At 68.3% G+C, this 22,391-nt stretch carries 20 protein-coding genes and 2 pseudogenes; 12 read left to right on the forward strand and 10 right to left on the reverse strand.

Annotation, left to right across the window (positions count from 1 at the left end):
• Nucleotides 1–223: 223 nt before the first annotated feature.
• Nucleotides 224–1,078 (forward strand): fructosamine kinase family protein, encoded by an 855-nt coding sequence (locus tag ACLJRL_RS33735; protein ID WP_410660403.1) that lies wholly within the window; start codon nt 224–226, stop codon nt 1,076–1,078.
• An 82-nt stretch (nt 1,079–1,160) separates the two neighbouring features.
• Here ACLJRL_RS33735 and ACLJRL_RS33740 read toward each other — a convergent pair.
• Nucleotides 1,161–1,402 (reverse strand): annotated as a pseudogene (locus ACLJRL_RS33740) (TetR/AcrR family transcriptional regulator); the annotation flags it as partial.
• Between ACLJRL_RS33740 and ACLJRL_RS33745 the strand changes: the two are divergent.
• Together ACLJRL_RS33745 and ACLJRL_RS33750 are read left to right on the forward strand one after the other, a co-directional pair.
• The gene (locus ACLJRL_RS33745) at nt 1,401–1,547 is read left to right on the forward strand and encodes an SDR family NAD(P)-dependent oxidoreductase (RefSeq protein WP_410660404.1); all 147 of its coding nucleotides are present in this window, start codon (nt 1,401–1,403) and stop codon (nt 1,545–1,547) included. The pseudogene ACLJRL_RS33740 and the gene ACLJRL_RS33745 overlap by 2 nt on opposite strands.
• Nucleotides 1,478–1,747: pseudogene (locus ACLJRL_RS33750) on the forward strand (SDR family oxidoreductase); the annotation flags it as partial. The gene ACLJRL_RS33745 and the pseudogene ACLJRL_RS33750, both read left to right, overlap by 70 nt.
• Nucleotides 1,748–1,789: 42 nt before the next feature.
• Here the strand turns inward: ACLJRL_RS33750 and ACLJRL_RS33755 are convergent.
• From ACLJRL_RS33755 to ACLJRL_RS33765, 3 genes are all read right to left on the reverse strand, one after another.
• On the reverse strand, nt 1,790–2,056 hold the full coding sequence (locus tag ACLJRL_RS33755) for an amphi-Trp domain-containing protein (RefSeq protein WP_410660405.1): 267 nt from the start codon (nt 2,054–2,056) through the stop codon (nt 1,790–1,792).
• Between the two features lie 81 nt (nt 2,057–2,137).
• Nucleotides 2,138–2,761: a formylglycine-generating enzyme family protein gene (locus ACLJRL_RS33760; RefSeq protein WP_410660406.1), complete on the reverse strand. Its 624-nt coding sequence runs from the start codon at nt 2,759–2,761 to the stop codon at nt 2,138–2,140.
• On the reverse strand, nt 2,752–3,891 hold the full coding sequence (locus ACLJRL_RS33765) for a Cmx/CmrA family chloramphenicol efflux MFS transporter (RefSeq protein ID WP_410660407.1): 1,140 nt from the start codon (nt 3,889–3,891) through the stop codon (nt 2,752–2,754). The genes ACLJRL_RS33760 and ACLJRL_RS33765 overlap by 10 nt, the downstream gene beginning before the upstream one ends.
• Before the next feature lie 334 nt (nt 3,892–4,225).
• Between ACLJRL_RS33765 and ACLJRL_RS33770 the strand changes: the two genes are divergently transcribed.
• Both ACLJRL_RS33770 and ACLJRL_RS33775 read left to right on the forward strand, forming a co-directional pair.
• Nucleotides 4,226–5,305, forward strand: coding sequence for a dihydrodipicolinate reductase (locus ACLJRL_RS33770; RefSeq protein WP_410660408.1), 1,080 nt, complete (start codon nt 4,226–4,228; stop codon nt 5,303–5,305).
• Nucleotides 5,302–5,781, forward strand: a complete 480-nt coding sequence (locus ACLJRL_RS33775; RefSeq protein WP_410660409.1) for a carboxymuconolactone decarboxylase family protein — start codon at nt 5,302–5,304, stop codon at nt 5,779–5,781. The genes ACLJRL_RS33770 and ACLJRL_RS33775 overlap by 4 nt, the downstream gene beginning before the upstream one ends.
• Nucleotides 5,782–5,882: 101 nt before the next feature.
• Here ACLJRL_RS33775 and ACLJRL_RS33780 read toward each other — a convergent pair whose 3' ends face one another.
• Complete coding sequence (locus ACLJRL_RS33780; protein ID WP_410660410.1) at nt 5,883–7,448, reverse strand: GMC oxidoreductase; 1,566 nt, start codon at nt 7,446–7,448, stop codon at nt 5,883–5,885.
• A 220-nt stretch (nt 7,449–7,668) separates the two neighbouring features.
• Here ACLJRL_RS33780 and ACLJRL_RS33785 point away from each other — a divergent pair, with 220 nt between their 5' ends.
• The 3 genes from ACLJRL_RS33785 to ACLJRL_RS33795 all read left to right on the forward strand — a co-directional run bounded on the left by ACLJRL_RS33785 (nt 7,669) and on the right by ACLJRL_RS33795 (nt 11,624).
• On the forward strand, nt 7,669–8,034 hold the full coding sequence (locus tag ACLJRL_RS33785) for an RNA-binding S4 domain-containing protein (protein WP_410660411.1): 366 nt from the start codon (nt 7,669–7,671) through the stop codon (nt 8,032–8,034).
• 159 nt (nt 8,035–8,193) lie between these two features.
• Entirely contained in the window at nt 8,194–10,536 is a 2,343-nt protein-coding gene (locus ACLJRL_RS33790) for a cellulose binding domain-containing protein (protein WP_410660412.1), read from the forward strand.
• A complete protein-coding gene (locus ACLJRL_RS33795; RefSeq protein ID WP_410660413.1) occupies nt 10,533–11,624 on the forward strand; it encodes a right-handed parallel beta-helix repeat-containing protein in 1,092 nt (363 codons plus the stop codon). Before ACLJRL_RS33790 ends, ACLJRL_RS33795 begins: the two co-directional genes overlap by 4 nt.
• 50 nt (nt 11,625–11,674) lie before the next feature.
• Here the strand turns inward: ACLJRL_RS33795 and ACLJRL_RS33800 are convergent, their stop codons facing one another.
• The 4 genes from ACLJRL_RS33800 to ACLJRL_RS33815 all read right to left on the reverse strand — a co-directional run bounded on the left by ACLJRL_RS33800 (nt 11,675) and on the right by ACLJRL_RS33815 (nt 15,215).
• Entirely contained in the window at nt 11,675–12,508 is an 834-nt protein-coding gene (locus tag ACLJRL_RS33800) for a bifunctional 5,10-methylenetetrahydrofolate dehydrogenase/5,10-methenyltetrahydrofolate cyclohydrolase (RefSeq protein ID WP_410660414.1), read from the reverse strand.
• A complete protein-coding gene (locus ACLJRL_RS33805) occupies nt 12,505–13,128 on the reverse strand; it encodes a cyclodeaminase/cyclohydrolase family protein (RefSeq protein ID WP_410660415.1) in 624 nt (207 codons plus the stop codon). The genes ACLJRL_RS33800 and ACLJRL_RS33805 overlap by 4 nt, the downstream gene beginning before the upstream one ends.
• A gap of 119 nt (nt 13,129–13,247) precedes the next feature.
• Nucleotides 13,248–14,078 carry a peptidoglycan-binding protein gene (locus ACLJRL_RS33810; protein ID WP_410660416.1) on the reverse strand — a complete coding sequence of 277 codons (831 nt, stop codon included), beginning with the start codon at nt 14,076–14,078 and terminating at the stop codon, nt 13,248–13,250.
• Between the two features lie 81 nt (nt 14,079–14,159).
• Complete coding sequence (locus tag ACLJRL_RS33815; protein ID WP_410660417.1) at nt 14,160–15,215, reverse strand: tetratricopeptide repeat protein; 1,056 nt, start codon at nt 15,213–15,215, stop codon at nt 14,160–14,162.
• Nucleotides 15,216–15,395: 180 nt separating this feature from the next.
• Between ACLJRL_RS33815 and ACLJRL_RS33820 the strand changes: the two genes are divergently transcribed.
• The 4 genes from ACLJRL_RS33820 (at nt 15,396) to ACLJRL_RS33835 (ending at nt 22,137) form a co-directional block, all read left to right on the forward strand.
• On the forward strand, nt 15,396–15,815 hold the full coding sequence (locus ACLJRL_RS33820; protein ID WP_410660418.1) for a hypothetical protein: 420 nt from the start codon (nt 15,396–15,398) through the stop codon (nt 15,813–15,815).
• Nucleotides 15,816–15,872: 57 nt separating this feature from the next.
• A complete protein-coding gene (locus ACLJRL_RS33825; RefSeq protein WP_410660419.1) occupies nt 15,873–18,236 on the forward strand; it encodes an ATP-binding protein in 2,364 nt (787 codons plus the stop codon).
• A gap of 124 nt (nt 18,237–18,360) precedes the next feature.
• Nucleotides 18,361–20,700: a chitobiase/beta-hexosaminidase C-terminal domain-containing protein gene (locus tag ACLJRL_RS33830; RefSeq protein WP_410660420.1), complete on the forward strand. Its 2,340-nt coding sequence runs from the start codon at nt 18,361–18,363 to the stop codon at nt 20,698–20,700.
• Nucleotides 20,701–20,817: 117 nt separating this feature from the next.
• Entirely contained in the window at nt 20,818–22,137 is a 1,320-nt protein-coding gene (locus ACLJRL_RS33835) for an aldehyde dehydrogenase family protein (protein WP_410660421.1), read from the forward strand.
• Here ACLJRL_RS33835 and ACLJRL_RS33840 read toward each other — a convergent pair whose 3' ends face one another.
• Entirely contained in the window at nt 22,138–22,362 is a 225-nt protein-coding gene (locus ACLJRL_RS33840; protein WP_410660422.1) for a hypothetical protein, read from the reverse strand.
• Between the last annotated feature and the right edge of the window lie 29 nt (nt 22,363–22,391).

Raw genomic sequence — 22,391 nt, forward strand, 5'->3', positions numbered from 1 at the left:
ACGTTCGCGACCCACGTCAGGACGCGGCCGAATCGTGGGCCACGCTGTGCGCGGCGAAGAGCGCGAGCACGGGTAACCCGATGGACCGGGGCGCCTCGTCCTCCGGGCACACCCTGAACCGCGATTTCAAGGCGTTGACCGGCTCTATCCCGACCGAGGTCGGGAAGCCGACCGGGCTCTTTGTTCCGTCAGGCCACCCGACCGGTGGCGGTAGGTTGCAGGCATGACCGCGGTTTCGACGCCCGCCGAGGCGGCTACGAAGTTCACCGGACGAGCCGTCGCCGAGCAGCGCGGGCTGTCGGGCGAGGTGACCGAAGTCGTCCTGGACAGCGGGGACACCGTCGCCGTCAAACGAGGGCACGCCCGGGAAGCAGTGACAGCGGAGGCGGCGGGGCTGCGCTGGCTGAGTGAACCGGACGTGGTGCGCGTGCCCGCGGTGCACGGCAACGACGACGAGTGGCTGGTCACCGAGCTGGTCGGCGGTGGCCGCCCGACGCACCACGCGGCGGAACGGCTGGGACGAGGGCTCGCGGCGTTGCACGCGTCCGGGGCGCCCGCGTTCGGCGCGGCGCCGCCCGGCGGGCCGGTCGACGCGTGGATCGGCCTCGCCCCGATGGAGAACGCGCGCGGGGAGGACTGGCCGCGGTGGTACGCCGAGTATCGCGTGCTGCCTTACCTGCGCCGTGCCGTCGACGAGGGCACTTTGGACGGTGACGAAGCCGCCGCCATCGAACAGGCCTGCGCGCGGCTCCCGAAGGTGGCCGGCCCGGCGGAACCTCCGGCGCGGCTGCACGGCGATCTGTGGAACGGCAACGTGTTGTGGAGTGCCGTCGACGCCTGGCTGATCGACCCGGCCGCGCACGGCGGGCACCGGGAGACCGACCTGGCCATGCTGCACCTGTTCGGCTGTCCGCTGCTCGACCGCGTTCTGGCCGCGTACCAGGAGGTCGCACCGCTCGCCGAAGGCTGGACGGAGCGGATCGGGGCGCACCAGTTGTTCCCGTTGCTGGTGCACACCGTCCTTTTCGGACGGTCCTACGCCGGGCAGGCGGTCGCGGCCGCCAGGGCGGTCGGCTGACCGGACGGGCTCAGCGGGCGACGCGGTCCAGCCATTCGGCGAGCAAGGCGTGCTCGGCCGGGGTCAGCGCGTCCACCGGGTGGTAGAAAGCCGGCTGGGACAAGCCGAACTCGACGTGCAGATCCCAGCCGCGCCGCAGGTCGTCGACCGGGTCGGCGGTTTCCCCCAGTGCGTGTTTCCCGGCGAGATAGCTCTCGAAGCCGTAGGTGGCCACGGCGTCGAGCAGGCCGTCCTTGTCGCCGAAAGCCGGTAGAGCGTGGGCGCCTGCACCCCGGCGGCGGCGCTGACCGCACGCGTGGAGAGCGCGTCGCGGGAGCACACCATGGCACGCGTAGCGATCGTCACCGGCGGATCTCGGGGGATCGGCCGGGAGACCGCGGAGCGGCTGGCGTCCGACGGACCAAGGGCGCAGTCGAGGCGATCACCCTGGTCCTCGCCCGCGAACTGCGCGGCCGCGACATCACCGTGAACGCGGTCGCCCCCGGCCCCACCGCCACCGCGCTGTTCCTCGACGGCAAGGACGAAAAGACCATCGCGGGCATGGCGGCGCAGCCCCCGCTCGAACGCCTCGATACCCCCGGCGACATCGCCGAAGTGGTGTCGTTCCTGGCCGGACCTGCCCGCTGGGTCAACGGGCAGGTCCTCCGCGCCAACGGCGGCATCGTCTGAGTTTCCGTCATCCGGAACCTGAGCACCCACTCACGAGAAGGGTCAGACGACGGTCTCGTCCGAGTCCTCAGTGTCCTCGTCCGACTCTTCGATCTTCCACTTCAGCTGGAACTCGACCTCTTCCTCACCGTCGCCCCGCTCGTGCTCGATCGAGAACTGCGCACGGGCGGGAACGCGGAACCGTTCGCCGGCGATCTGGATGCGGAACGAGGTCTCGGACTCGAGCGCGTCGGCGAGGCGGCGCAGTTTCGCGACGACATCGGCGGTGGAGTAGACGCGTTCGACGTCTCGGGGAGCGGTTCCGGTCACGGTTGCCTCCAGTGTTCGACACCCGGCCGGGCGTCCGTGGCTGTCATTCAATCGTGTGATCGTCGCGCTCTGTCGCCGGGGTCACAGTGCCCGCGCGAGGCGGAAGCCGACGTCGTCGACCCGGAAGGTCGGGTGGCTCCGCCGCCGCACCGAGGCCCGGCAGCTCCAGTGCTCGTCGAACCAGCCGCCACCCCGCAGGACGCGGTACTCGCCGTACACCTCGGCGTCGTAGACGTCCCAGCACCACTCCCAGACGTTGCCCAGCATGTCCTGGAAGCCCCAGCCGTTGGCCGTCTTCTCGCCCACGTCGTGCGCCGACTCCGCCGAGTTTTCGCGGTACCAGGCGATTTCGTCGAGCGGGCCGTAGCGAGGCCCGGTCGTTCCGGCACGGCAGGCGTGCTCCCATTCCGCCTCGGAGGGTAGCCGGAACCCGTTCGCGGAGGGGTCCCACACGACCTCGTCGCGCACCTCGTAGGCCGGGGTCAGGCCCTCGCGTTCGGACAAGGTGTTGCAGAACCGGACGGCGTCCAGCCAGGAGACGTCGACGGCGGGGTGCCGCGCGGTTTCGCCGCTGACCGACGCATACAACTCTCGGGTGACCGGAATCGGCGCGAGCCGGAAGGACGCGACGTCGACAGTCCAGCTTCGCTGCGTACGCCGGTCCGAAACCGTCACTTCTCCCGCCGGCACGGTGATCATTTCCATGGTCCGGCCGATGCTACCCAGACCGGCGGAACGACGGCGATCGCCGCGCTGATCCAGATCGCGTGCCGGTAGTCCGCCGTCGTCTCGGTGACGAACCCGGCGAGCACGGGGCCGAGGAACGCGCCGACGTTGAGCGCGACCGTCGCGAACGAACCGCCGAGCCTCGGCGCGCCGGGAGCCACGTGCATCACCCGTGCCACGAGCGCCGACCCGCAGCCGAACGACAGTCCACCTTGGACGGTCGTCACGACGAACAGGGCGACCGGGTGCACGGCGGTCACCGCCAGCATCGCCCATCCGAGGGGCAGGGCGCACAACGCGAACACCAGACCACGGCGGATTTCCCCGTCACCGACACGACCCGCGACGGTGACCCCGAGGAACGCGCCGACCCCGAAAGCGGCCAGCAGCCCGGAAACCGCTCCGTCCGGAAGCCGCGCGACGTCGGTCGCGATGACCGCGAGGTAGGCGAACGTCGCGAAGGTCGCGCCGTTGACCAACGCGGCGAGGACCATCGCATGTCGCACCGAGCGGGTCTTCAGCTCCCGTGTTTCCTGCTTGAGCGAGACTTCCCGACGATCGGCCGCGTCGGTGGGGGCGGAGCGGAACACCAGCACCAGTGCGGGCAGGCACAACCCGGCGACAGCCCAGAAGGCCGACCGCCAGCCGGCGAGGTCACCCAGCGCCGCTCCGGCGGGCACGCCCGCGACACACGACAGCGTCACGCCCGCCAGCAGGACCGCGGTCGCCCGCGCCTGCTTTCCGGGTGGTGCCAACGCGGCGGCGACGGGCATGGCGACGGCGAGGAATCCGGCGTTGACGACGGCGGCGACGATCCGGGTGCCGAACAGCACCGGGAAACTCGTCGTGAGCGCGCCGACGACGTGCACCACGATGAACGCGGCCAGGAATCCGGCCAGTGCCCGGCGGCGTGGCCACCGCGCGCTGAGCACGGCCATGGCGGGCGCGCCGATGATCATCCCGACGGCGTAGGCCGACGTCAGCGCCGCGGCGGCACCCACCGGGACCGAGAGGTCACCGGCGATGCCCGGGACGAGCCCGGACGCCATGAATTCAGAGGTGCCTTGCGCGAAAACGGCAAGGCCGAGGACGTACACGAACAGAGGCAACGGACGACTCCCAAGACGAAGATGAGCAGGAGAAGCCGTGCGACGGACAGGAAAAACCGGCCGGACGCACGGAACAGCGCTCCGGTCACGGGGAAGCGAGATCGACCGATATGCCTAACGGCCGGGCGCGACGACTCGCCGCCGGATGACCGGCGGCCGCGCTCTGTCCGACTCGGGGCTCGTCACAGGACGCAGAATACACACCGCCCGCGTTCCGCGTACCGGAACGCTTTCGTTGCCCACCTGAATAAAGCCGAGTAATGCGTTTTGACCTGCGGTTTTCGTGATTATTTCGGTACTGTGAACCGATCTTCGCTTCCGTTAACCTCGAACCATGATTCCCACAGTTGTCTGGGGTACAGGCAACATCGGTCGCGCCTCCATCCGGGCCGTCGATGCGCATCCGGCGTTGGAACTCGCGGGGGTGCTCGTACACGATCCCGCGAAGGTCGGCCGCGACGCCGCCGCGCTCGCCGGCATCGACGGTGAACTGGGTGTCGCGGCGACCGATGATGTCGAAGCCGTCCTCGGGGTGGGCCCACGGGCCGTGGTCTACGCGGCGTCCGGCGATATCCGGCCGGCCGACGCCCTCGCCGACATCGTCCGCGCGATCCGCGCGGGCGCGGTCGTGGTGACGCCGGCCCTCTACGCGCTGTACGACCAGCGCAACGCGCCCGAAGAACTGCGGGAGCCCGTGCTCACCGCGATCGCCGAGGGCGGTGGCTCGCTGTTCGTTTCGGGGGTCGATCCCGGTTGGGGCAACGATGTGCTGCCGCTGCTGATCAGCGGGCTCGGCACCACCGTGGACGTGGTCCGCTGCCAGGAGATCTTCGACTACTCCACCTACGACCAGCCGGATTCGGTCCGCTACCTGGTCGGCATGGGGCAGCCGATGGACTACCAGCCGCCGATGCTGGCGCCCTCGGTCCCGACGATGGTGTGGGGCGGCCAGGTGCGCCTGATCGCCCGGGGACTCGGCGTCGAAGTCGACGAGATCCGCGAGACGCTCGATCGCCGTCCGCTCGAGGAAACCGTGACCACCCGGGCGATGGGTGACTTCGAGGCGGGCACCCAGGGCGCGGTGCGGTTCGAAGTGCAGGGCATCGTGGACGGCGAACCCCGCATCGTCATCGAGCACGTCACTCGCATCCACCCGTCGTGCGCGCAGGACTGGCCGACACCGCCCAGTGGCGACGGAGCACACAGGGTGATCATCGAAGGCCGCCCCAGGATCGAGGTCTCGATCGAGGCCACCGACGAGGGCGAGAACCGCTCCGCCGGCGGGAACGCGACCGCGGTCGGCAGGCTGGTCGGTGCCATCGACTGGCTCACGGACGCCAAACCCGGCCTCTACGACGCACTCGACGTCCCGTTGCGACCGGCGGCAGGCAAGCTCGGAAGGAGCGTGCGATGAACATCGACATCCCGGAGGGCAAGGACCCGATCGGCTACGTCTGGGGTGAGATGGTGCCCGGTATCGGCATCGCCGCGTCGAAACTTTCCCTGGCGGTCTACTCGCACACCACCCTCGGGCTGCGCGAGTTCGAGGCGGCGAGGCTGCGGATCGCGCAGATCAACGGCTGCGTCTTCTGCCTGGACTGGCGGACCGACCGCGACGGAGTGAAGGTCGAGGAGGAGTTCGCCGACGCCGTCACCGAATGGCGGACCACCGAGGCGTTCGACGAGCGGACCCGGCTGGCCGCCGAATACGCCGAACGCTACGCGCTCGACCACCACGGCATCGACGAAGATTTCTGGAAGCGGATGGGGGAGCACTACACTCAGCAGGAAATCGTGGAACTGAGTATGAGCATCGGTTCCTGGCTCGCCTTCGGGCGGCTGAATCACGTTCTGGGAATCGACACCGTCTGCGTCCTGCCGAAGTTTTAAGAAAGGGCGCGGCTCCACACGCTCGTGAAGGGCGCTTTCCCCGCATCGCATGCGGGGAAAGCACCCTCCACCTCTGCCACGGCCACGCAACTAGAGGATCGTCATAGATCGGTGGCGACGATCTTTTCGATGTTCCGTTCCGCCAGCGCGGTAATGGTGACGAACGGGTTGACGGTCGTATTTCCGGGAATCAGCGAGCCGTCGATCACGTAAAGCCCCGGGTACCCCTGGAGCCGTCCGTAGTTGTCGGTCGCCTTGCCCAGCACCGCGCCGCCGAGCGGGTGGTAGGTGAGATGGTCGCCCCAGATCTTGTAGACACCGAAAAGGTCGGTCCGGTAGATCGTCCCTTCCTTGGAATTGATCTTGTCGAAGATCGTCTTCGCCATGGTGATCGAGGGCTGTTTCCACGCGGTCTGCCAGTTGAGGTCGACCTTGTTCGCACCGGCGTTCCAGGAGAACGCGGCCCGGTTGGGGTTCTTCGTGATCGACAGGTAGAAGGACGCGAACGTCTCGATCCCGGTCGGCAGCGGGGCGACCTCGGCGAACGCGCCGCCCGCCGCCCAGTTGTCGATGCCGGCGGTGGGGATGGACGACTGCAGCGCACCTGTGGCGTCCCACATGTGGTTCGCGCGGCCGCACATGACGTTTCCGTTGTCGCCCCAGCCTTTGCCGACTTCGCCGTTGAGGTTCGGCAGTGCGCCGGTGGCCTTCAGCTTGACTAGCAGTTTGCTGGTGCCGACACTGCCCGCGGCGAAGAACACCTTGCCCGCGGTCACGGATTTGGTCGCGGTCACCGCGCCACTGGTGTTGAGCTGTTCCATCACCACGGTGTAGCCGCCGCCGGAAGCCGGAGTGACCGACGTGACGCGGTGCAGCGTGGAGATGGACACCCGACCGGTCGCCCGGATCCGCGGAAGATACGTCTGCTGCAACGACTTCTTGCCGTGGTTGTTGCCGTACAGGATCTCTCCGGCCAGCGCGGACCTCGTCGCGGTGCCCGCCTGTTCCTTCTTCATGTAGTCCCAGTCGTACACGTCGGGGACGAACATGAACGGGAAACCTGAGCGCTGCGCGTGTTTCCGGCCGACCCGGGCGTACTGGTAGCACTCGGCCGTCTCGAACCAGTTCTGGTCGATGGCGGCGACGCCGAGGCCCGCGTTGGCACGCGGGTAGTAGACGCCGTACATCTCGTCGGCGTTCACCGTGGGCAGGACGGTGCCGAAGTTCTCCCGTTTGGGCGTGACCGCCATCCCGCCGTTGACCAGCGAACCGCCGCCGACGCCGCGGCCCTGGTAGACGGTGATCCCGCTGAACTCCTCGGCGTCGAGTATCCCGGTGTAGCGCGGGACGTCCTTGTCGATCGGGAAGCCGAGGAAGTTGCTCAGCGGCTGTTTGGTCCGGGTCCGTAGCCAGAAGGAACGGTAGTCCGGGGTGGTGGTGTTGGCGAAGACCTTGCCGTCCGTGCCCGGGGTGTCCCAGGCCATCCCCAGTTCGACGAGGTGGACGTCGACACCCGCTTCGGCGAGCCGGAGGGCGGCGACGCAGCCGCCGTAGCCGGAGCCGATGACCAGTGCCGGGATTTGTGCCGCGTCGGCGATCGAGCCTCTCGCGGACGGACTGTTCTCCTGCGTGGCGAATGCGGTTCCACCCAAGGCCGCAGCCCCCAAGATAGAACCGGTTCCTGCGATGAAAACGCGGCGCGATAACTGGCCAGAAGCGCTACTCCGCATGGTTTCGTCGCTCATGTGATCTTCCTCGCCTTTGAGGTATTTAGAACAAGTTATACCTGCGGTCCTGACGAGTGGCAATGAAAGTGAGGATTCTTTTCTTCCGGTTTGGGCCAGGTAGCCGGACATCGGGACGTCGGATGGGCCACTATGTACGGCTGTGGAGTCCACTCGAGTTGATCGCTGGCTGTGGGCCGTCCGGCTGACCAAGACACGTCCGGACGCCGCCGCGGCGTGCCGTGGCGGGCACGTCCGGGTCAACGGCAAGCCGGCCAAGCCCGCGACCACCGTCGTCGCCGGTGACGAGGTGCGCGCGCGGGTCGGCGACACGACCCGGATCCTGGAAGTGACGCGGGTGATCCAGAAACGCGTCGGTGCTGTCGACGCGGCGACGTGTTTCCTCGACCGGACGCCCCCGCCGCCGCCCGAGTCCGCGACGCCGGTCGCGCGGCGCGACCGTGGCGCCGGGCGACCGACGAAACGGGAACGCCGGGTGCTCGACCAGTTCCGGTCCGGACAGGATTGAGCCGTCCGGGTTCGGCAACCTTGAGTATCGATCTCCTCACGTTCACATACATGGACACTGTTCACATCTGTTGACGTGTGACAGGGACGTGAACTATAAAGGCTGAGTCCGGGTGTACACGCCGCAACACCTACCGTCAGTTCGTCACGGAGGTTTCGGGTGTCCCGAAAAAGTCCTCTTCGTCGTGCCGCCATCCCGGCGATCGTCGCCGCGGTCGCGACCACGGCACTCCTGCAGATACCGCCCGATCCGGCGGACGCCGCGCCGGGTCCAGGCGCGCTGAGCGGCCTCGATCTCGGCGCGGCCAACCGTCGTGCGCCCGTCACGGGGCTCTACGACTGGTCCAAGGCCGGCTATCGCGGCGAGGCCGCGTTGCCGGGCTCCGCGGAAGTGAACCCCGGCGCCGCTTGCCAGGTCACGCCGGCCGAGCTGGCTGGCCAGTACAACGTCAAACCCGACGACGGCGCCGACGACACGAACGGCGTCCAGGCGGCGATCGACAGCATCAAGTCCGCCTGTTCGCCGTCCGGGAGCTACACCAAACTGAGCACGATCACCTTCCCCGCCGGGCGTTTCGACGTCACGCACGAGATCCACGTCGACGCCGACTATCTGATCCTGCGTGGTGCGGGCAAGGACGCGACGAAGTTCGTCTACCGGCCCGACGTGAACACCGCCTACGACACCCTCACCCCGGACGGTTCCGACTGGGACGAGGACGGGATGACCTCGGGCGCCGGCAAGGGCGGCTGGCTGTGGCCTGGCCGCGGGTTGTTCCGCGTTCAGTCCAGGGGAGTGAACGCGGCCTACGCGAGCGACTACGCCTCGGCTCCCGCCAACCGCAAGGACATCTTCGAGGGCACGGTCAACGTCCACTGGAAGGCCGGGGTGAAGCTCCGCGGCAAGCCGGGCGACACCGCGTTCGCGGCGAAGATGGGGGACAAGGTGGTCCATCTCGCGAGTAGCGGCGCCTTGACCTCGCTGGCCGCCGGCAACCTGGTCAACATCCGCGCGGCCAACTCGCTCAAGTTCTACGAGCAGCAGAAGGCGACCCCGACCGCGTTCCCCTTGCTGAACATGCACATGCGCCAGCAGATCTTCACGATCACGGCGCTCGACACCGCCGCGCGGACCATCACCCTCGACAAACCGCTCGAGTACGACGTCCCGGTGACGTCCACTTCGGACGGTTCGGCGCCGATCGACGGCACCACGTATGACTCGAAGGCGGCTCCGCTGGTCGACCCGGTCCTCGGTGTCGGGTTCGAGAACCTCGGTTTCACCCAGGACATGCCGGGCCTGAACCCGGCGGACGCGAACAACAACTACGGGAACATGGCGCCTGCGGCGGAAATGCACGGCATCGTGTTCAAGTGGGCGGCGAACTCGTGGGTCCGCGGCATCCGCGCGGAGATGACCGGATCGCACCCGATCGTCACGGAGGAGGCCAAGAACCTCCAGATCGTCGACAACGAACTCAGCGGCTCGTGGAACAAGGGCAAGGGCGGCAACGGCTACTTCCGCGGTTCGCGGGTCTGGGACTCGCTCTACGCCGGGAACACCTCGACGTTATTACGCCACTTCACCTTCCAGTGGTCCGCCGCGGGCAACGTGGTGATCGGCAACTCCTTCGACTCCGACCTGAACCTGCACGGCGGCTGGGAACGCAACAACCTCTTCGAGCTCAACACCGTCAAGGTTCCTTACGCGCACCGCTCCGGGAACTGCCGGGCCAACTGCGGCGAGGAAGGCGGTGGTGGGCCCGACGACTCGAACTGGTTCCCGATCTGGTGGGGCGCGGGCAAGAAGGCCGTCAAATGGTCCGGCGGTTCCGGCTACCGCAACGTCTTCTTCAACAACGCCATGACGAAGCAGCTGGCGACCGGCGGACCGTATAACGACTTCTACGCCGACCGGCACCGCGTCTACAACTTCGGCTGGGACGGTTCCGCGTACAAGCACCTCGACGTCGGCGGTACCCCGATCGAGGACTGGGCGAAGAACGAGCAGCGGGACTACACCGGGGGACACGGGGTCGACGCGACCAAGACCGACGCCGCGTCGTCGCTGTTCCTGAAGTCCGTCGACGGGACCCCGCCGTCCTCGTCGACGGGCCAGAGCAGCACCCCGACCAGCACGACCACGACGACATCCATCCCGACCTCCACGACCACGCCGAACCCCGGCGCGTGCCTGACGGCGGCGTTCGCCCGCAAATCCGTGTGGGACAGCGGTTACGGCGGCGGCTTCACCGTCACCAACACCTGCTCGGCCGCGGTGAGTTCGTGGGCGGTCGAGTTCGATCTGCCGGCCGGGACGACGATCAGCAGTTCCTGGAGCTCGGTGCTGACCAGGACAGGCCAGCACTACCGGTTCGGGAACGCGGCCCACAACGGAAACGTCAAAGCCGGTGGCACGACGACCTTCGGCTTCAACGCCGCCGGTCAAGGACTCCCTGTCACCTGCACGATCGCGGGAACGAAGTGCGGAGGAACGGAATGACGAGGAAACGACTGCTCGCGGTGATCGCCGCCGCGACGTCGGCGGCGGGGCTGTTCGGCGCCGTCGTCACGGCGGAGGCGGCCGCGCCCAGCCTGGCCGCCAACCCTCCGGCAGGAGACGTCGTCGACGTCGGCACCGCGGCCGAACTTCAAGCCGCGCTGGCCGTCGCGGGCCCGGGGCAGACCATCCGGCTGGCCGCCGGGACCTATCGGGGTTCTTTCGTGGCCACGAAACCCGGGACCGCGAGCGCGCCGATCACGGTGACCGGACCGTCCACCGCCGTCCTGATCAACGACGGGCCGTCGGGCACCGCACCCTCGTGCCCGGCGCCGACGGCGGGCTGGGACTCGGGATACGGGCTCTGGCTGTACGGCGCGCCTTACTGGCACCTCAAGGGTTTCACCGTGCAGGAGTCGAAGAAGGGGATCGTCGCGGACGATTCCCATCACACGGTGATCGACGGCGTGCGCGTCCACCACATCGATGAGGAGGCCGTCCACTTCCGGCGTTCGTCGGCCGACAGCGTGATCCGCGATTCCACGATCAGTCACACCGGTCTCGTGCAGGCGGGTTACGGCGAAGGCGTCTACCTCGGCTCGGCGAACTCGAACTGGGCGTGTCACGGGAATTCGGGTGGCGTGGACCGTGGTGACCGGATCCAGGTACTGAACAACCACATCGGCCCGTACGTCGCGGCGGAGGGGATCGATGTCAAGGAAGGCACCGCCGACGGCGTCATCCGGGGCAACACCTTCGACGGCCGAGGGATCTCCGGCCAGAACTCGGCCGATTCCTGGGTCGACGTCAAGGGATTCGGCTACGTCATCGACGACAACACCGGCACGTTCACCTCACCGGGAACGTTCGTCAACGGCTACGAGACGCACAACCCCGGCACCACACCGTCGTTCCCCAACGGCTGCGGGAACACCTGGCGGGGCAACAAGTCCGACCTCGGCGGTGTGGGCCAGTACGCCATCAAGATCACGTCGACGTCGAAATGCCCGGGCCGGCCGAACGTCGTCTACTCGTCCAACACCGTTTCGAGGGCGGTGAACGGGCTGACCAACATCCCCGTCACGCCTTGACGGACGCCGGTGGCGGCGAGCCCGTACCGGGACTCGCCGCCTCCGGTGGATCAGGACTGCGCGGCGGTGACGGTGTGCCGCAGCAGCAGCGACGTCGTGACCGGGCCGACGCCGCCGGGGACCGGCGTGATCGAGCCGGCGATCGCCTCGACGGCGGCTTGGTCGACGTCGCCGACGAGGCCGCCTTCCGGCGTCGGGTTGGTGCCGACGTCGATCACCACTGCGCCGGGCTTGACGTGGTCCGCGCCGATGAAGTGCGCGCGGCCGACGGCCACGACCAGGACGTCCGCGGTCTTCGTGACCGCGGCGAGGTCCTTGGTGCGCGAGTGGCAGACGGTCACCGTCGCGTGCTCGCCGAGCAGCAGCAGCGCGGCGGGCTTGCCGACCACGGTCGAGCGGCCGACGACGGCCACCTGGGCGCCGGACAGGGCGACCTGCTCGCGCTTCAGGATCTCCAGCACGGCGGCGGCGGTGGCGGGCGCGTAGGTGGACAGGCCCGCGGCGAGGCGGCCGAGGCTGACCGGGTTGGCGCCGTCGACGTCCTTGCCCGGGGCGATGTGCGCGCCGACGTCGTCGAGCGTCACACCCTCGGGCAGCGGGGTCTGGCAGATGATGCCGTGGACCGAGGGGTCCGCGGACAGCTTGTCGAGTTCCTGGGTGACGTCCTCGCCGGTGGGCTTCTCCAGCGTGACCACACGGCAGTCGACGCCGACCTTCTTCGCGGCCCGCTCGATCGAGCGCACGTACCAGGCGGTGGCGTCGTCGTCGGTCGGCACGAGCACGGCCAGCGTCGGGGCGGTGCCCGATTCGCGCAGTTTGGCGGCCGTTTCGGTGACCTCGGCGGTGATGGCGGCGGCGATCGCTCGCCCGTCGATCAGCGTCATCGGGCGATCCTTTCGCGGACCTGGGCGACGAGCGCGTCGGCGCGCCCGGCGGCCGCGGTGTGCTCGGCGAGGCGGGCTTCGGTCTCCTTGCGCAGCTGCTCGTCCGACATCGACGCGAGGTTGACCTCGACGTTGACCACGGCGGACTCGAGCGCGGACCTGGCGGACGAGGCCGCGACCGCGATGTCGGAGATGACGTTGGTGTTGGCGCCTTCGAGGATCGAGGCGGCGACGTCGATGACCTCGGCGGCGAGGGCGGCCGTGCGCAGCGGGACGTCGGCGGCGCCGACCAGGGCGGCCTGGATCGCGGCGCTGCGGGCCTGCTTCTCTTCGTCGGTCGCCTTCGGCAGCTTGTACGTGGCGACCACGGCGTCGAACGCGGCGGCGTCGTCGGCGGCCAGGCCGAGCGCGCGACGGCGGAGGTCTTCGGCCTTGCCGAGCGCCTCGGTCATGCTCTCTTCGTACTGGGCGTACTTCGGCTTGCCGATGGTCAGGTTGCAGACCATGGAGACCAGGGCGGCACCGACCGCGGCGTTCATCGCGGCGCCCGCGCCACCGCCGGGCGTCGAGGCCTTCGAAGCCAGCTCATCGAGCCACTGACCGACCGGTTGAGCCTCCACGCGATGTTCCCTTCCCGCTGGTTCTGCCGTCGCGCCGAAGCCTACCCGGGGGTTCGCGGACGTCCTGAAGGCCACCTTCGCGACGATCACCGTCGGCGAAGATGGCCTTCAGTCAGCGGTCACGCCCGCAGGTACTCCTCCCAGGTGCGCTTCGGCGAGACGGCGGGGCCGTCGTCCGAACCGCGGCCCGCGAGGCCGTTGTAGCCGAGGTAGTAGTCCCCGGCCTGGTGCTGCGCACCGGACGACAGGTCCGGGTCGGACAGCCCGATGGCGTGGATGTGGTAGGCGAAGCCCTGGGCCGGAGTCCGGACCCAAGCCGCGAAGCCCACCTGACGCAGCTTCCGCGCGACGTCGGTCCGCGTGGCCGAAGACATGCCCTCGACGCCGATGTCCAGCGCGCCACCACCGTCGTGTGTACCGGCCGAAGCGCCGACGCCGCCGGGGTTGTACGACCCCTGGGTGATGGTGAGCTGCCTGCCGAGCAGACCCTCCGCCTTCACCAGCATCGCCTTGGTCCGGGTGTTCATCGTCTTGCCGTGGTAGGTCAGCCGGCTACCCGCGGAAACCGCCGCCGTGACGGTGTACCGGTCGGCGCCCAGCTTCTCGAGCGACGTCTTGCCCGGCAGGCCGGAGGCGTCGATCCCGGTGTACCCCAACGACTTCTGGTAGCTGGAGTACGCGGTGATCGTCGTCGTGCCGAAATGGCCGTCGACGTACTGCTGGGCGAGCAGCCCCTTGGCGGCCAGCGCCTGCTCGACGAGCAGCACGCTGTCCTTGGCACCCGGCGTCAGGGCGCTGTCGGCCCGGCGCGGGTCGATCTGCGCGGCCTTGAGCACCGCTTCCATGCTCGCCGTGGGCAACGCGGCCGCGGTCACCTCGGCGTCGGCCGGTGCGGCCACGCCTAAGGAGAGCGCGGTCGCTGTCGCGAGCACGGCTACCTTGGTCAACAATTCGTTGCCTCCTGAACGTATTCCGGATCGTCCGGTCAGCATGATCAGGATGAGTACAAGGTCCGTACAAACGAATGTTTCTCAGGTACCGGTCGGGCCGGTCACGAAGGCGGCGACCGAATCGGACAAGACGCGGCAATCGGGATCGTCGAGGTGTTTGCCGGCCTCCTGCTCGAGCGGGCGCAGCCGATCTCGCGTGCGTACCGATTTGAGCACTTCGGCGGCTTCGATCGCCTCGGTGCCCACGGCGAGCGCTTCGTCGCTGTCGCCGTCGAGCAAATGGTTCGTCGCCAGCATGATCAGGCACAGCGACCGGCTGCGCGCCATTCCGGGGCCGTATCCGCGGACGGCCTTGACGAGTGCGGAGATGGCCAGGCCGATGTGCCGCCCGCCGGCGCGCAACGCGAGATCCGTGTGGACCGAACCCGCCATGGCGGAGACGTCGATGTGGGTGAAGAACCTCGCCCAATCGGGTGGACTTGACTCATCCCTTTCGGCGAATTCCTCGCGTGCTCGGTCGAGTAGCCCGACGGCCAGGTTCGCTTCGCCTTTCTTGGCGTAAGCCCAGCTCTGGTTCGCGCTCAGGATGCTGGCGGCGAGCTTCGAGCCGGACCGCCGTGCGGCCAATTGGCCCAGCTGGAACTGGGCAAGGGCATCGTCCGGAGTTCCGTTGTGCAGATGGATCCGGCCGCGCCGGTAGTGGATATTGGCGGCCAGTTCGTCGTTTTCGCCGTTGGCGGCGAGAGCGAGCGCGAGATCGAGATGATGGTGCGCCGAGCCGACGTGCCCGCTGTCGAAACAGGTCCACCCGGCGAGGTTGTGCAGGTCAGCGACCGCGGAGAAAAGCCTGGCACGCAGTGGTTTCGAGATCGACATCGCGAGCATTCGGTGGCCGCGATGGATCCGCACCACGACGGCGTCGCGGCACATGCCTCCGCCGCTTTGGTAATCGACCGAGCGAAGTGCCTTGGTCTGCGTTTCCAGTGCTTCGACTTCGCAGATCCCCACTCGGTCGGGAGCGGGGTCGCGAGTCGTGAATTCAGGATCTGTCATGGTCACTAACCCCTGACGTAACCCCAGCTCGACATTCGTGACCTGAAAGCTTAACTCCGGTCGAGAGGCCTCGCGAGTGTTCACGCCAGAACGTCAACGCACACTCGGGTATGAAGACAGGTACCCGTACGTGTGTCGCTCCGGCGGAACCCGGCGCAACCTGATAGGACATCCAGTGGACGCCGAAAGGTCGAGACCCACATGGTGCTACGTACTACTTCACCACCCTCGCGAGCCCATCTTCGGCTGGTTTCCTCGGGGGACGTGGGCATCGCACCTCCGTCAGGCCGGGACCGGTACCTCGAGATCGCGGACCGGCGGCTGGCCGCGATCCTCGCCGCCGAAGACGTGGCCGAGCAGCACGGGATGAGCGCGCACACCCGCACCACCTGCTACGTGCACCGATGCTGGATGCACCAGTGCATCTCCGATCCGCTGCACGTCCTGGTCGTCACCGGGCACCGGTGGTGCCGCCGCTGCGACCGCACTGTCGACGTCGAGGTCGACGAGACCTCCCCGGGTTCGGTCGAGCTCTACTGCGACGGCTGCGGCGTCCCGCCGGACACGGTCGCGAACCGCGAGGTGCTTTTCGCCTGCCGGACCAGCCTCGTCGCCATGCTCGGCGGTGAGGCGTCGACCTTGTACGTGGTGCCGGACAGCTGGAACCCGGACTGGTCTGACTGAGCGAACGGCTCCTCCCGTGCGTTGACCGCTCGTTCCGCGCGTCCGTACGGTTCACGGGTGGGTAGTGCGGCCGTAACAGGCGGTCCGGGCAACCTGCCCGCCGGAACCACGAGCTTCGTGGGGCGTGAGAAGGACGTCACCGAAGTCGAAAGACTGCTGTCCAAAGCCAGGCTGGTGACCCTGACCGGGGTCGGCGGCGTCGGCAAGACCCGGCTGGCCGTGCAGTCCGCCGCCCTGCTGCGGCACGCCTTCCCCGACGGGGCCTGGTTCGTCGAACTCGCCGATCTCTCCGACCCGGCTCTGCTGGCCCATACCGTGCTGGAGGCGCTGAGCGTTCGGGACGACACGGACCGGGAGAAGGCGGGAGTGCTCGCGGATCACCTGCGGGAGCGCCGGATCCTGGTGATCCTGGACAACTGCGAGCATCTGATCGAGGCCTGTGCCGCCTCGGCGGACGCGTTGCTGCGGGCGGCGCCGGGTCTCCGTTTTCTCGCCACCAGCAGGGAACGGCTCGGGATACCGGGGGAGCATCTCTGGCAGGTCGCGCCGCTGTCGCTGCCCGATCCGCTGGTCCCGCTGCTGCCGGAGGCGTGGCGCGCCTATCCCGCGATGACGTTGTTCGCCGAACGCGCGGCGGCGATCGAGCCGGGATTCGCCGTCACGGACGAGAACCAGGACCTCGTCGCGCGTGCTTGTCTTTCGCTGGCGGGGATTCCGCTGGCGATCGAACTGGCCGCGGTGCGCGTCCGGCTACTTTCGCTCGTCGAGCTCGCGACCCGGCTGGAAGGCGGTTTCCCCTTGCCGGCCAGGGGAGAACGCGGCGGCCCGCCGCGGCATCGGACGCTCCTGGCCGCGGTGGAGTGGAGCCATGACCTGTGCGGGCCAGCGGAGCGGCTCCTCTGGGCGCGTGCATCGGTCTTCGGCGGTGGCTTCACCTTGTGCGCGGCCGAAGCCGTCTGCGCGGACGGCGGGCTGCCCGCGGGGTCGGTGCTCGGGCACCTGGCCGAACTGGTGGACAAGTCGGTCCTGCTCTGCGAACGCGACGGTGACAAGGCGCGATACCGGCTGTTGGAGCCGCTTCGGCAGTACGGCAGGGCGAGACTCCAAGACCTGGGCGACGAGGACGTCGTCCGTCGTCGTCATCGCGACTACTACCTCGCGCAGGCCGAGCGGAGCGAGAAGGAGTGGTTCGGGCCGAAGCAGGCGGAGATCTTCGCGCGTACGCGCCTCGAACACGCGAACCTGCGCGCCGCGCTGGAATTCTGCGTCGCCACGCCGTCCGAAGCCGTGATCGGGCTGAAGCTCGCGGCCACGCTGTGGTTCTACTGGGCGGGTTGCGGTGTGCTGGCGGAAGGGCGGTATTGGCTCGACCGCGTCCTCGAAGCCGCCCCGGAACCCGGTGAAGGCCGGTTGAAAGCGTTGTGGGTCAACGGGTATGTCTCGACGCTGCAAGGCGACGTCCCGCGCGCGGTGACGTTGCTGGGGGAGTGCCGGAAGCAAGCGGGCGAAGTGGGCGACGAGGCGGCGCTCGCCTACGCGGTCCATCGCCTGGGCTGCAACGCGCTGATCGGTGACGACATCGGCTACGCGAAGGAACTGTTCGACGAGGCTCGGACCCGTTACCGGCGGCTGGGCGAGATGAACGGCAACGTGCTGCTGGCCGGGATCGAGATGGCGATCGCGGCGATGTTCCTCGGCGAACTGGACGAGGCCGCGGCGTTGTGCGACGAGGCACGCGCGGTCGGGGCCGCACACGGCGAGGAATGGGCCTACGCCTACGCGATCTACGTGCTGGCGCTCGTTTCGCTGCACCGCGGTGAGTTCGACGTGGCGATCGGCTGTGCGCGCGACTGCCTGCGGATCAAGCGCACGTTCGACGATCTGCTCGGCATGGTGCTGGCGATCGAGGTGCTCGCGTGGACCGAAGCGGCGCTCCGGCACTGGGTGCGCTCGGCGACCCTGCTCGGCTGTGCACGGCGGATCTGGCGGTCGGTCGGTTATCCGATGTTCGGTTCGAGGTACTTCGGCGCCCCGCACGGCGAATGCGAGGCCCGGACCCGTGAGGCGCTCGGGGCCGGCCGGTACGCGGCGTTGTCGCGGCGCGGCGGCGAGTTCACCCTCGACGAGGCTGTCACGTACGCGCTCGATGACACTGAGACGGAGGACATCGCTCCCACCGGCGACATCGAGACGGTCTTGACCGACCGCGAGCACGAGGTCGCGGTCCTGATCACCGAGGGGCTGTCCAACCGCGAGATCGCCGGCCGGTTGGTGATCTCACGCCGGACGGCCGAGGGGCACGTGCATCGCATCCTCCGGAAGCTGGGTGTCGACTCACGGGCCAGGATCGCGGCCTGGATGATCCAGGCGGCGGTGCGCGGTGGGCGGAACGGCCGAATCCCGCAGGACCGTCAGGAGTAGTCAGTGGTTTGGACCACCACTGTTACCGAAGCGTGATCTGGACATATCGCACGGGCGGTTACTTTGTTGTTGCGCGCAACGAATTCCCTCGCCCGTGGATTTCCAACGCCGGAGGTGTCACGACGTGAATCGGACCTTTGTGCAGCTCAAACGGCGGAAAGGGGTTCGGGGCGCGCTCGCCCTCGGCCTCTCCGCCCTCCTGATCGCCGCCGGACTCGGCGGAGCCGCCACCACCGCGGCCGCCGCGGACTACAGCCAGAGCGCCGCCTCCCTCAACGCGACGCAGGCGCAGATCTCGTTCACGCCGGCGGCCACCGCCCTCTACGTCGACATCCACTACACCGGCGTGCCCGGACAGGGTCAGCAGAACGTCCGCATGACCAACAGCGGCGGCACGTGGCGGCACACGGTCGGTTCGCTCAGCACCGGCACGGTGCTCGACTACTGGTTCACCTACGAGAAGAGCGGGCCGCAGTACGACACTCCGCACTTCGGCTACACCCACGGCGGCAGCGGCACGACCGTCGCCACGCCCACCTTCGATCCACCCGGCGGGACCTATCCGAGCGCCCGCTCGGTGACGTTGTCGACAGCGACCGCCGGTGCGGCCATCCGGTACACGGTGGACGGTTCCACGCCGACCGCGTCGTCCACTTTGTACAGTGGGCCGATCACGGTCTCTTCGTCCTCCACGGTTTCCGCGATCGCGCTGAAGTCCGGCTCGGCGAACTCGCCGGTGACGTCGGCGAGCTACACGATCGGTTCGACGCAGGGAACCTGTCCGGCCCAGGCCGAGATCCCCGACTTCGGCCCGAACGTGCGGATCTTCGACCCGGGCATGTCGGCCCAGTCGATCCAGACCCGGCTGGACGCGGACTTCAACGCGCAGAAGGACACCCTGACCGCGCAGTTCACCGAACGCCGCTACGCCCACCTGTTCAAGCCCGGTGTGTACAGCGGCATCCACGACGACGTCGGCTACTACACCTCTGTCGCGGGTCTCGGGCAGAACCCGGGCGACGTCGTCATCAACGGTGACGTGACCGTCGACGCCTTCAACGCGTCGGACCAGGGACACGCGCTGCAGAACTTCTGGCGCTCGGCGGAGAACCTGGCCATCGTGCCGAGCAGTGGTGCGAACCGCTGGGCCGTCGCGCAGGCCGCGCCGTTCCGCCGGATGGACATCCGCGGCGGGCTGAACCTGTTCCCGGCCAGCTACGGCTTCGCCAGTGGCGGGTACACCGCGGACAGCAAGGTCTCCGGTAAGTCCGCGTCGATCTCGCAGCAACAGTGGTACACCCGTGACTCCAGCTATGGCAGCTGGGAAGGCGGCGTGTGGAACATGGTGTTCTCCGGGACGAACGGTGCCCCGCCGAACACCTTCCCGAACCCGCCGGAGACCACGCTCGGCACCACGCCGGTCTCGCGCGACGTCCCGTATCTCTACGTCGACGGTTCCGGCAAGTACCGGGTGTTCCTGCCTTCCCTGCGCACCAACGCCTCCGGCCCGAGCTGGGCGAACGGCAGCACTCCCGGCAGTTCCCTGCCGATGAGCCAGTTCTACGTCGTCAAGGCGGGAGACACCGCCTCGTCGATCAACACGGCGTTGTCCCAGGGCTGCAACCTGTTCTTCACGCCCGGCGTCTACCACCTCAACCAGACGCTGAACGTGAACAAGGCCAACACCGTCGTCGTCGGCATCGGCTACCCGACCCTGGTGCCCGATGGCGGGATCGACGCGATGCGCGTCGCCGACGTCGACGGCGTCCGGCTCAAGGGCCTGCTGTTCGACGCCGGCACGACCAACTCGCAGGCGTTGCTCACGGTCGGCCAAGCCGGCGCGACGGCGAACCACTCGGCCAACCCGACGACGCTGCAGGACGTGTTCTTCCGCATCGGCGGACAGATCGCGGGCAAGGCGACCACCAGCCTGATCGTCAACAGCCGTGACACGATCATCGACCACATCTGGGCCTGGCGAGCCGACCACGGCAACCCGGGGACGTACGGCTGGACGATCAACACCGGCGACACGGGTGTGATCGTCAACGGCGACAACGTGCTGGCGACCGGCCTGTTCGTCGAGCACTACCAGAAATACCAGGTGATCTGGAACGGCCAGAACGGCCGGACGATCTTCTTCCAGAACGAGATCCCCTACGACGTCCCGAATCAGGCAGGGTGGAAGAGTCCCAACGGGCTCGACGGGTACGCCGCCTACAAGGTGGGGGACAACGTGACCACGCACGAGGCGTGGGGCCTGGGCAGCTACTGCTTCTTCAACGACAACCCGGCGGTGAACCTCTACCACGCGTTCGAGGTGCCGAACCGCTCCGGCGTCCGGTTCCACAACATGGTGACGGTCTCGCTGAACTACAAGGGGACCATCACCCACGTGATCAACGACGCCGGGGCGGTGACTCCACCGGGGACGACGCCGAGCAACCTGGTGAGCTACCCGTAGGCGCCACTCACGACCCGCCATTAGAGGACTAATCGCGGAGACTGTATAACGCCCTATTCAGCCAAGCGGGACGCTCGCGGCTCGCCGCGGTCGTCCCGCTTGGCTAGGCTCAGGTTCATGATCAGCAGTGACACCACGAGCCTCGATGCCCCCGCCGTCGTCGCCGAGTTGCGCGACCTGTTCCGCACCGGCGTCACCAAGCCGGTGGCGTGGCGGCGGACGCAGCTGACGGCCTTGCGGGCGCTCCTGACCGAGCAGGCCGACGTCTTCATCGAGGCGCTCTACGCCGACCTCCGGAAGAACGCCGTCGAGGCCAAGCGGGCCGAACTCGCCCTCGTCCGCCACGAAATCGACCACACGCTGGAAAACCTCGACTCCTGGCTGAACCCGGAACCCGCGGGTATTCCCCAGCCGCTGCTGCCCGCGAACGGCCGGGTCGTCCGCGAGCCGCTGGGGGTCGCGCTGATCATCGGCCCCTGGAACTACCCGCTGCAGCTGGCGCTCGCGCCGCTGGTCGGGGCGCTCGCGGCGGGCAACTGCGCGGTGGTGAAGCCCAGTGAGCTGTCGCCGAACACGTCGGCCGCGATCGCCGAGCACCTGCCGAACTACGTCGAAGGAGTGCGCGTCGTCCAGGGTGCCATCCCGGAGACGACAGCGTTGCTGGAGCAGCAGTTCGACACGATCTTCTACACCGGGAACGGCGCCGTCGGCCGGATCGTCATGACCGCGGCGGCGAAACACCTCACCCCGGTCACGCTCGAACTGGGCGGGAAGAGCCCCGCCATCGTCGAGCCCGGAGCGGATCTCGCCGTGACCGCGCAGCGGCTCGCCTACGGCAAGTTCGCCAACGCCGGCCAGACCTGCGTCGCCCCCGACTACGTCCTCGCGATCGGCGGCACCGGTCCGGAGCTGGTGAAACACCTGACCGAGACCGTCCAGGGGATGTTCGGAGCGGACCCGGCGGCCAGCGACGCGTACGGCCGGATCATCTCGACCCGGCACTACGACCGGCTCGCGGCGTTGCTGGACAACGGAACCGCGGCGATCGGCGGCACGGGCGACCGCGACGAAAAGTACATCGCGCCAACCGTGCTCACCGACGTCTCACCGGACGCGCCGGTCATGCAGGACGAGATCTTCGGGCCGATCCTGCCGATCATCGAGGTCCCCGACGTCGACGCGGCACTCGCGTTCGTCAACGAACGCGACAAGCCGCTCGCGTTGTACGCCTTCACCGAGTCGGACGAGACCAAACGCCGTATCGAGACCGAGACGTCGTCGGGTGGACTGGTGTTCGGGGCCGCGATCATCCATCTCGCCGCGCCGGAACTCCCGTTCGGCGGAGTGGGCGCCAGTGGGATGGGCCGGTACCACGGCCGCTACTCGATCGACAACTTCAGCCACGTGAAGGCGGTGCTGGACAAACCGCTCGCCTGATCAAGTGGCGTAGATGTAGTACAGGGTCCAGGCGCCGTTTTCCGACCAGCACTCGTAACCGTCGGCGTCCCAGGGCCGGTGCGTCGGCGCCTCCGTCTCGCAGACGGCTTCGGTCGGGTAGACGGCGTACTTCTGCCAGTAGTCCTGAACCGTCGCTTGCGCGGGCACCGCCGCGACGACCAGTCCGAACAGGGCGGCCGCGACCGCTCCGGCAACTCGCTTCATCGGATTCTCCCTCCAGGTCCGCAGCCGAC

Source organism: Amycolatopsis sp. lyj-112, assembly GCF_046549055.1.
Lineage (GTDB): Bacteria > Actinomycetota > Actinomycetes > Mycobacteriales > Pseudonocardiaceae > Amycolatopsis.

Bases quoted from the DNA above. Each gene is read 5' to 3' on its own strand.
- ACLJRL_RS33735 (WP_410660403.1), top strand. From the start codon at position 224: ATGACCGCGGTTTCGACGCCCGCCGAGGCGGCTACGAAGTTCACCGGA.
- ACLJRL_RS33840 (WP_410660422.1), bottom strand. From the start codon at position 22,362: ATGAAGCGAGTTGCCGGAGCGGTCGCGGCCGCCCTGTTCGGACTGGTC.
- ACLJRL_RS33800 (WP_410660414.1), bottom strand. From the start codon at position 12,508: ATGACGCTGATCGACGGGCGAGCGATCGCCGCCGCCATCACCGCCGAG.
- ACLJRL_RS33745 (WP_410660404.1), top strand. From the start codon at position 1,401: ATGGCACGCGTAGCGATCGTCACCGGCGGATCTCGGGGGATCGGCCGG.
- ACLJRL_RS33795 (WP_410660413.1), top strand. From the start codon at position 10,533: ATGACGAGGAAACGACTGCTCGCGGTGATCGCCGCCGCGACGTCGGCG.
- ACLJRL_RS33835 (WP_410660421.1), top strand. From the start codon at position 20,818: ATGATCAGCAGTGACACCACGAGCCTCGATGCCCCCGCCGTCGTCGCC.
- ACLJRL_RS33770 (WP_410660408.1), top strand. From the start codon at position 4,226: ATGATTCCCACAGTTGTCTGGGGTACAGGCAACATCGGTCGCGCCTCC.
- ACLJRL_RS33775 (WP_410660409.1), top strand. From the start codon at position 5,302: ATGAACATCGACATCCCGGAGGGCAAGGACCCGATCGGCTACGTCTGG.
- ACLJRL_RS33760 (WP_410660406.1), bottom strand. From the start codon at position 2,761: ATGGAAATGATCACCGTGCCGGCGGGAGAAGTGACGGTTTCGGACCGG.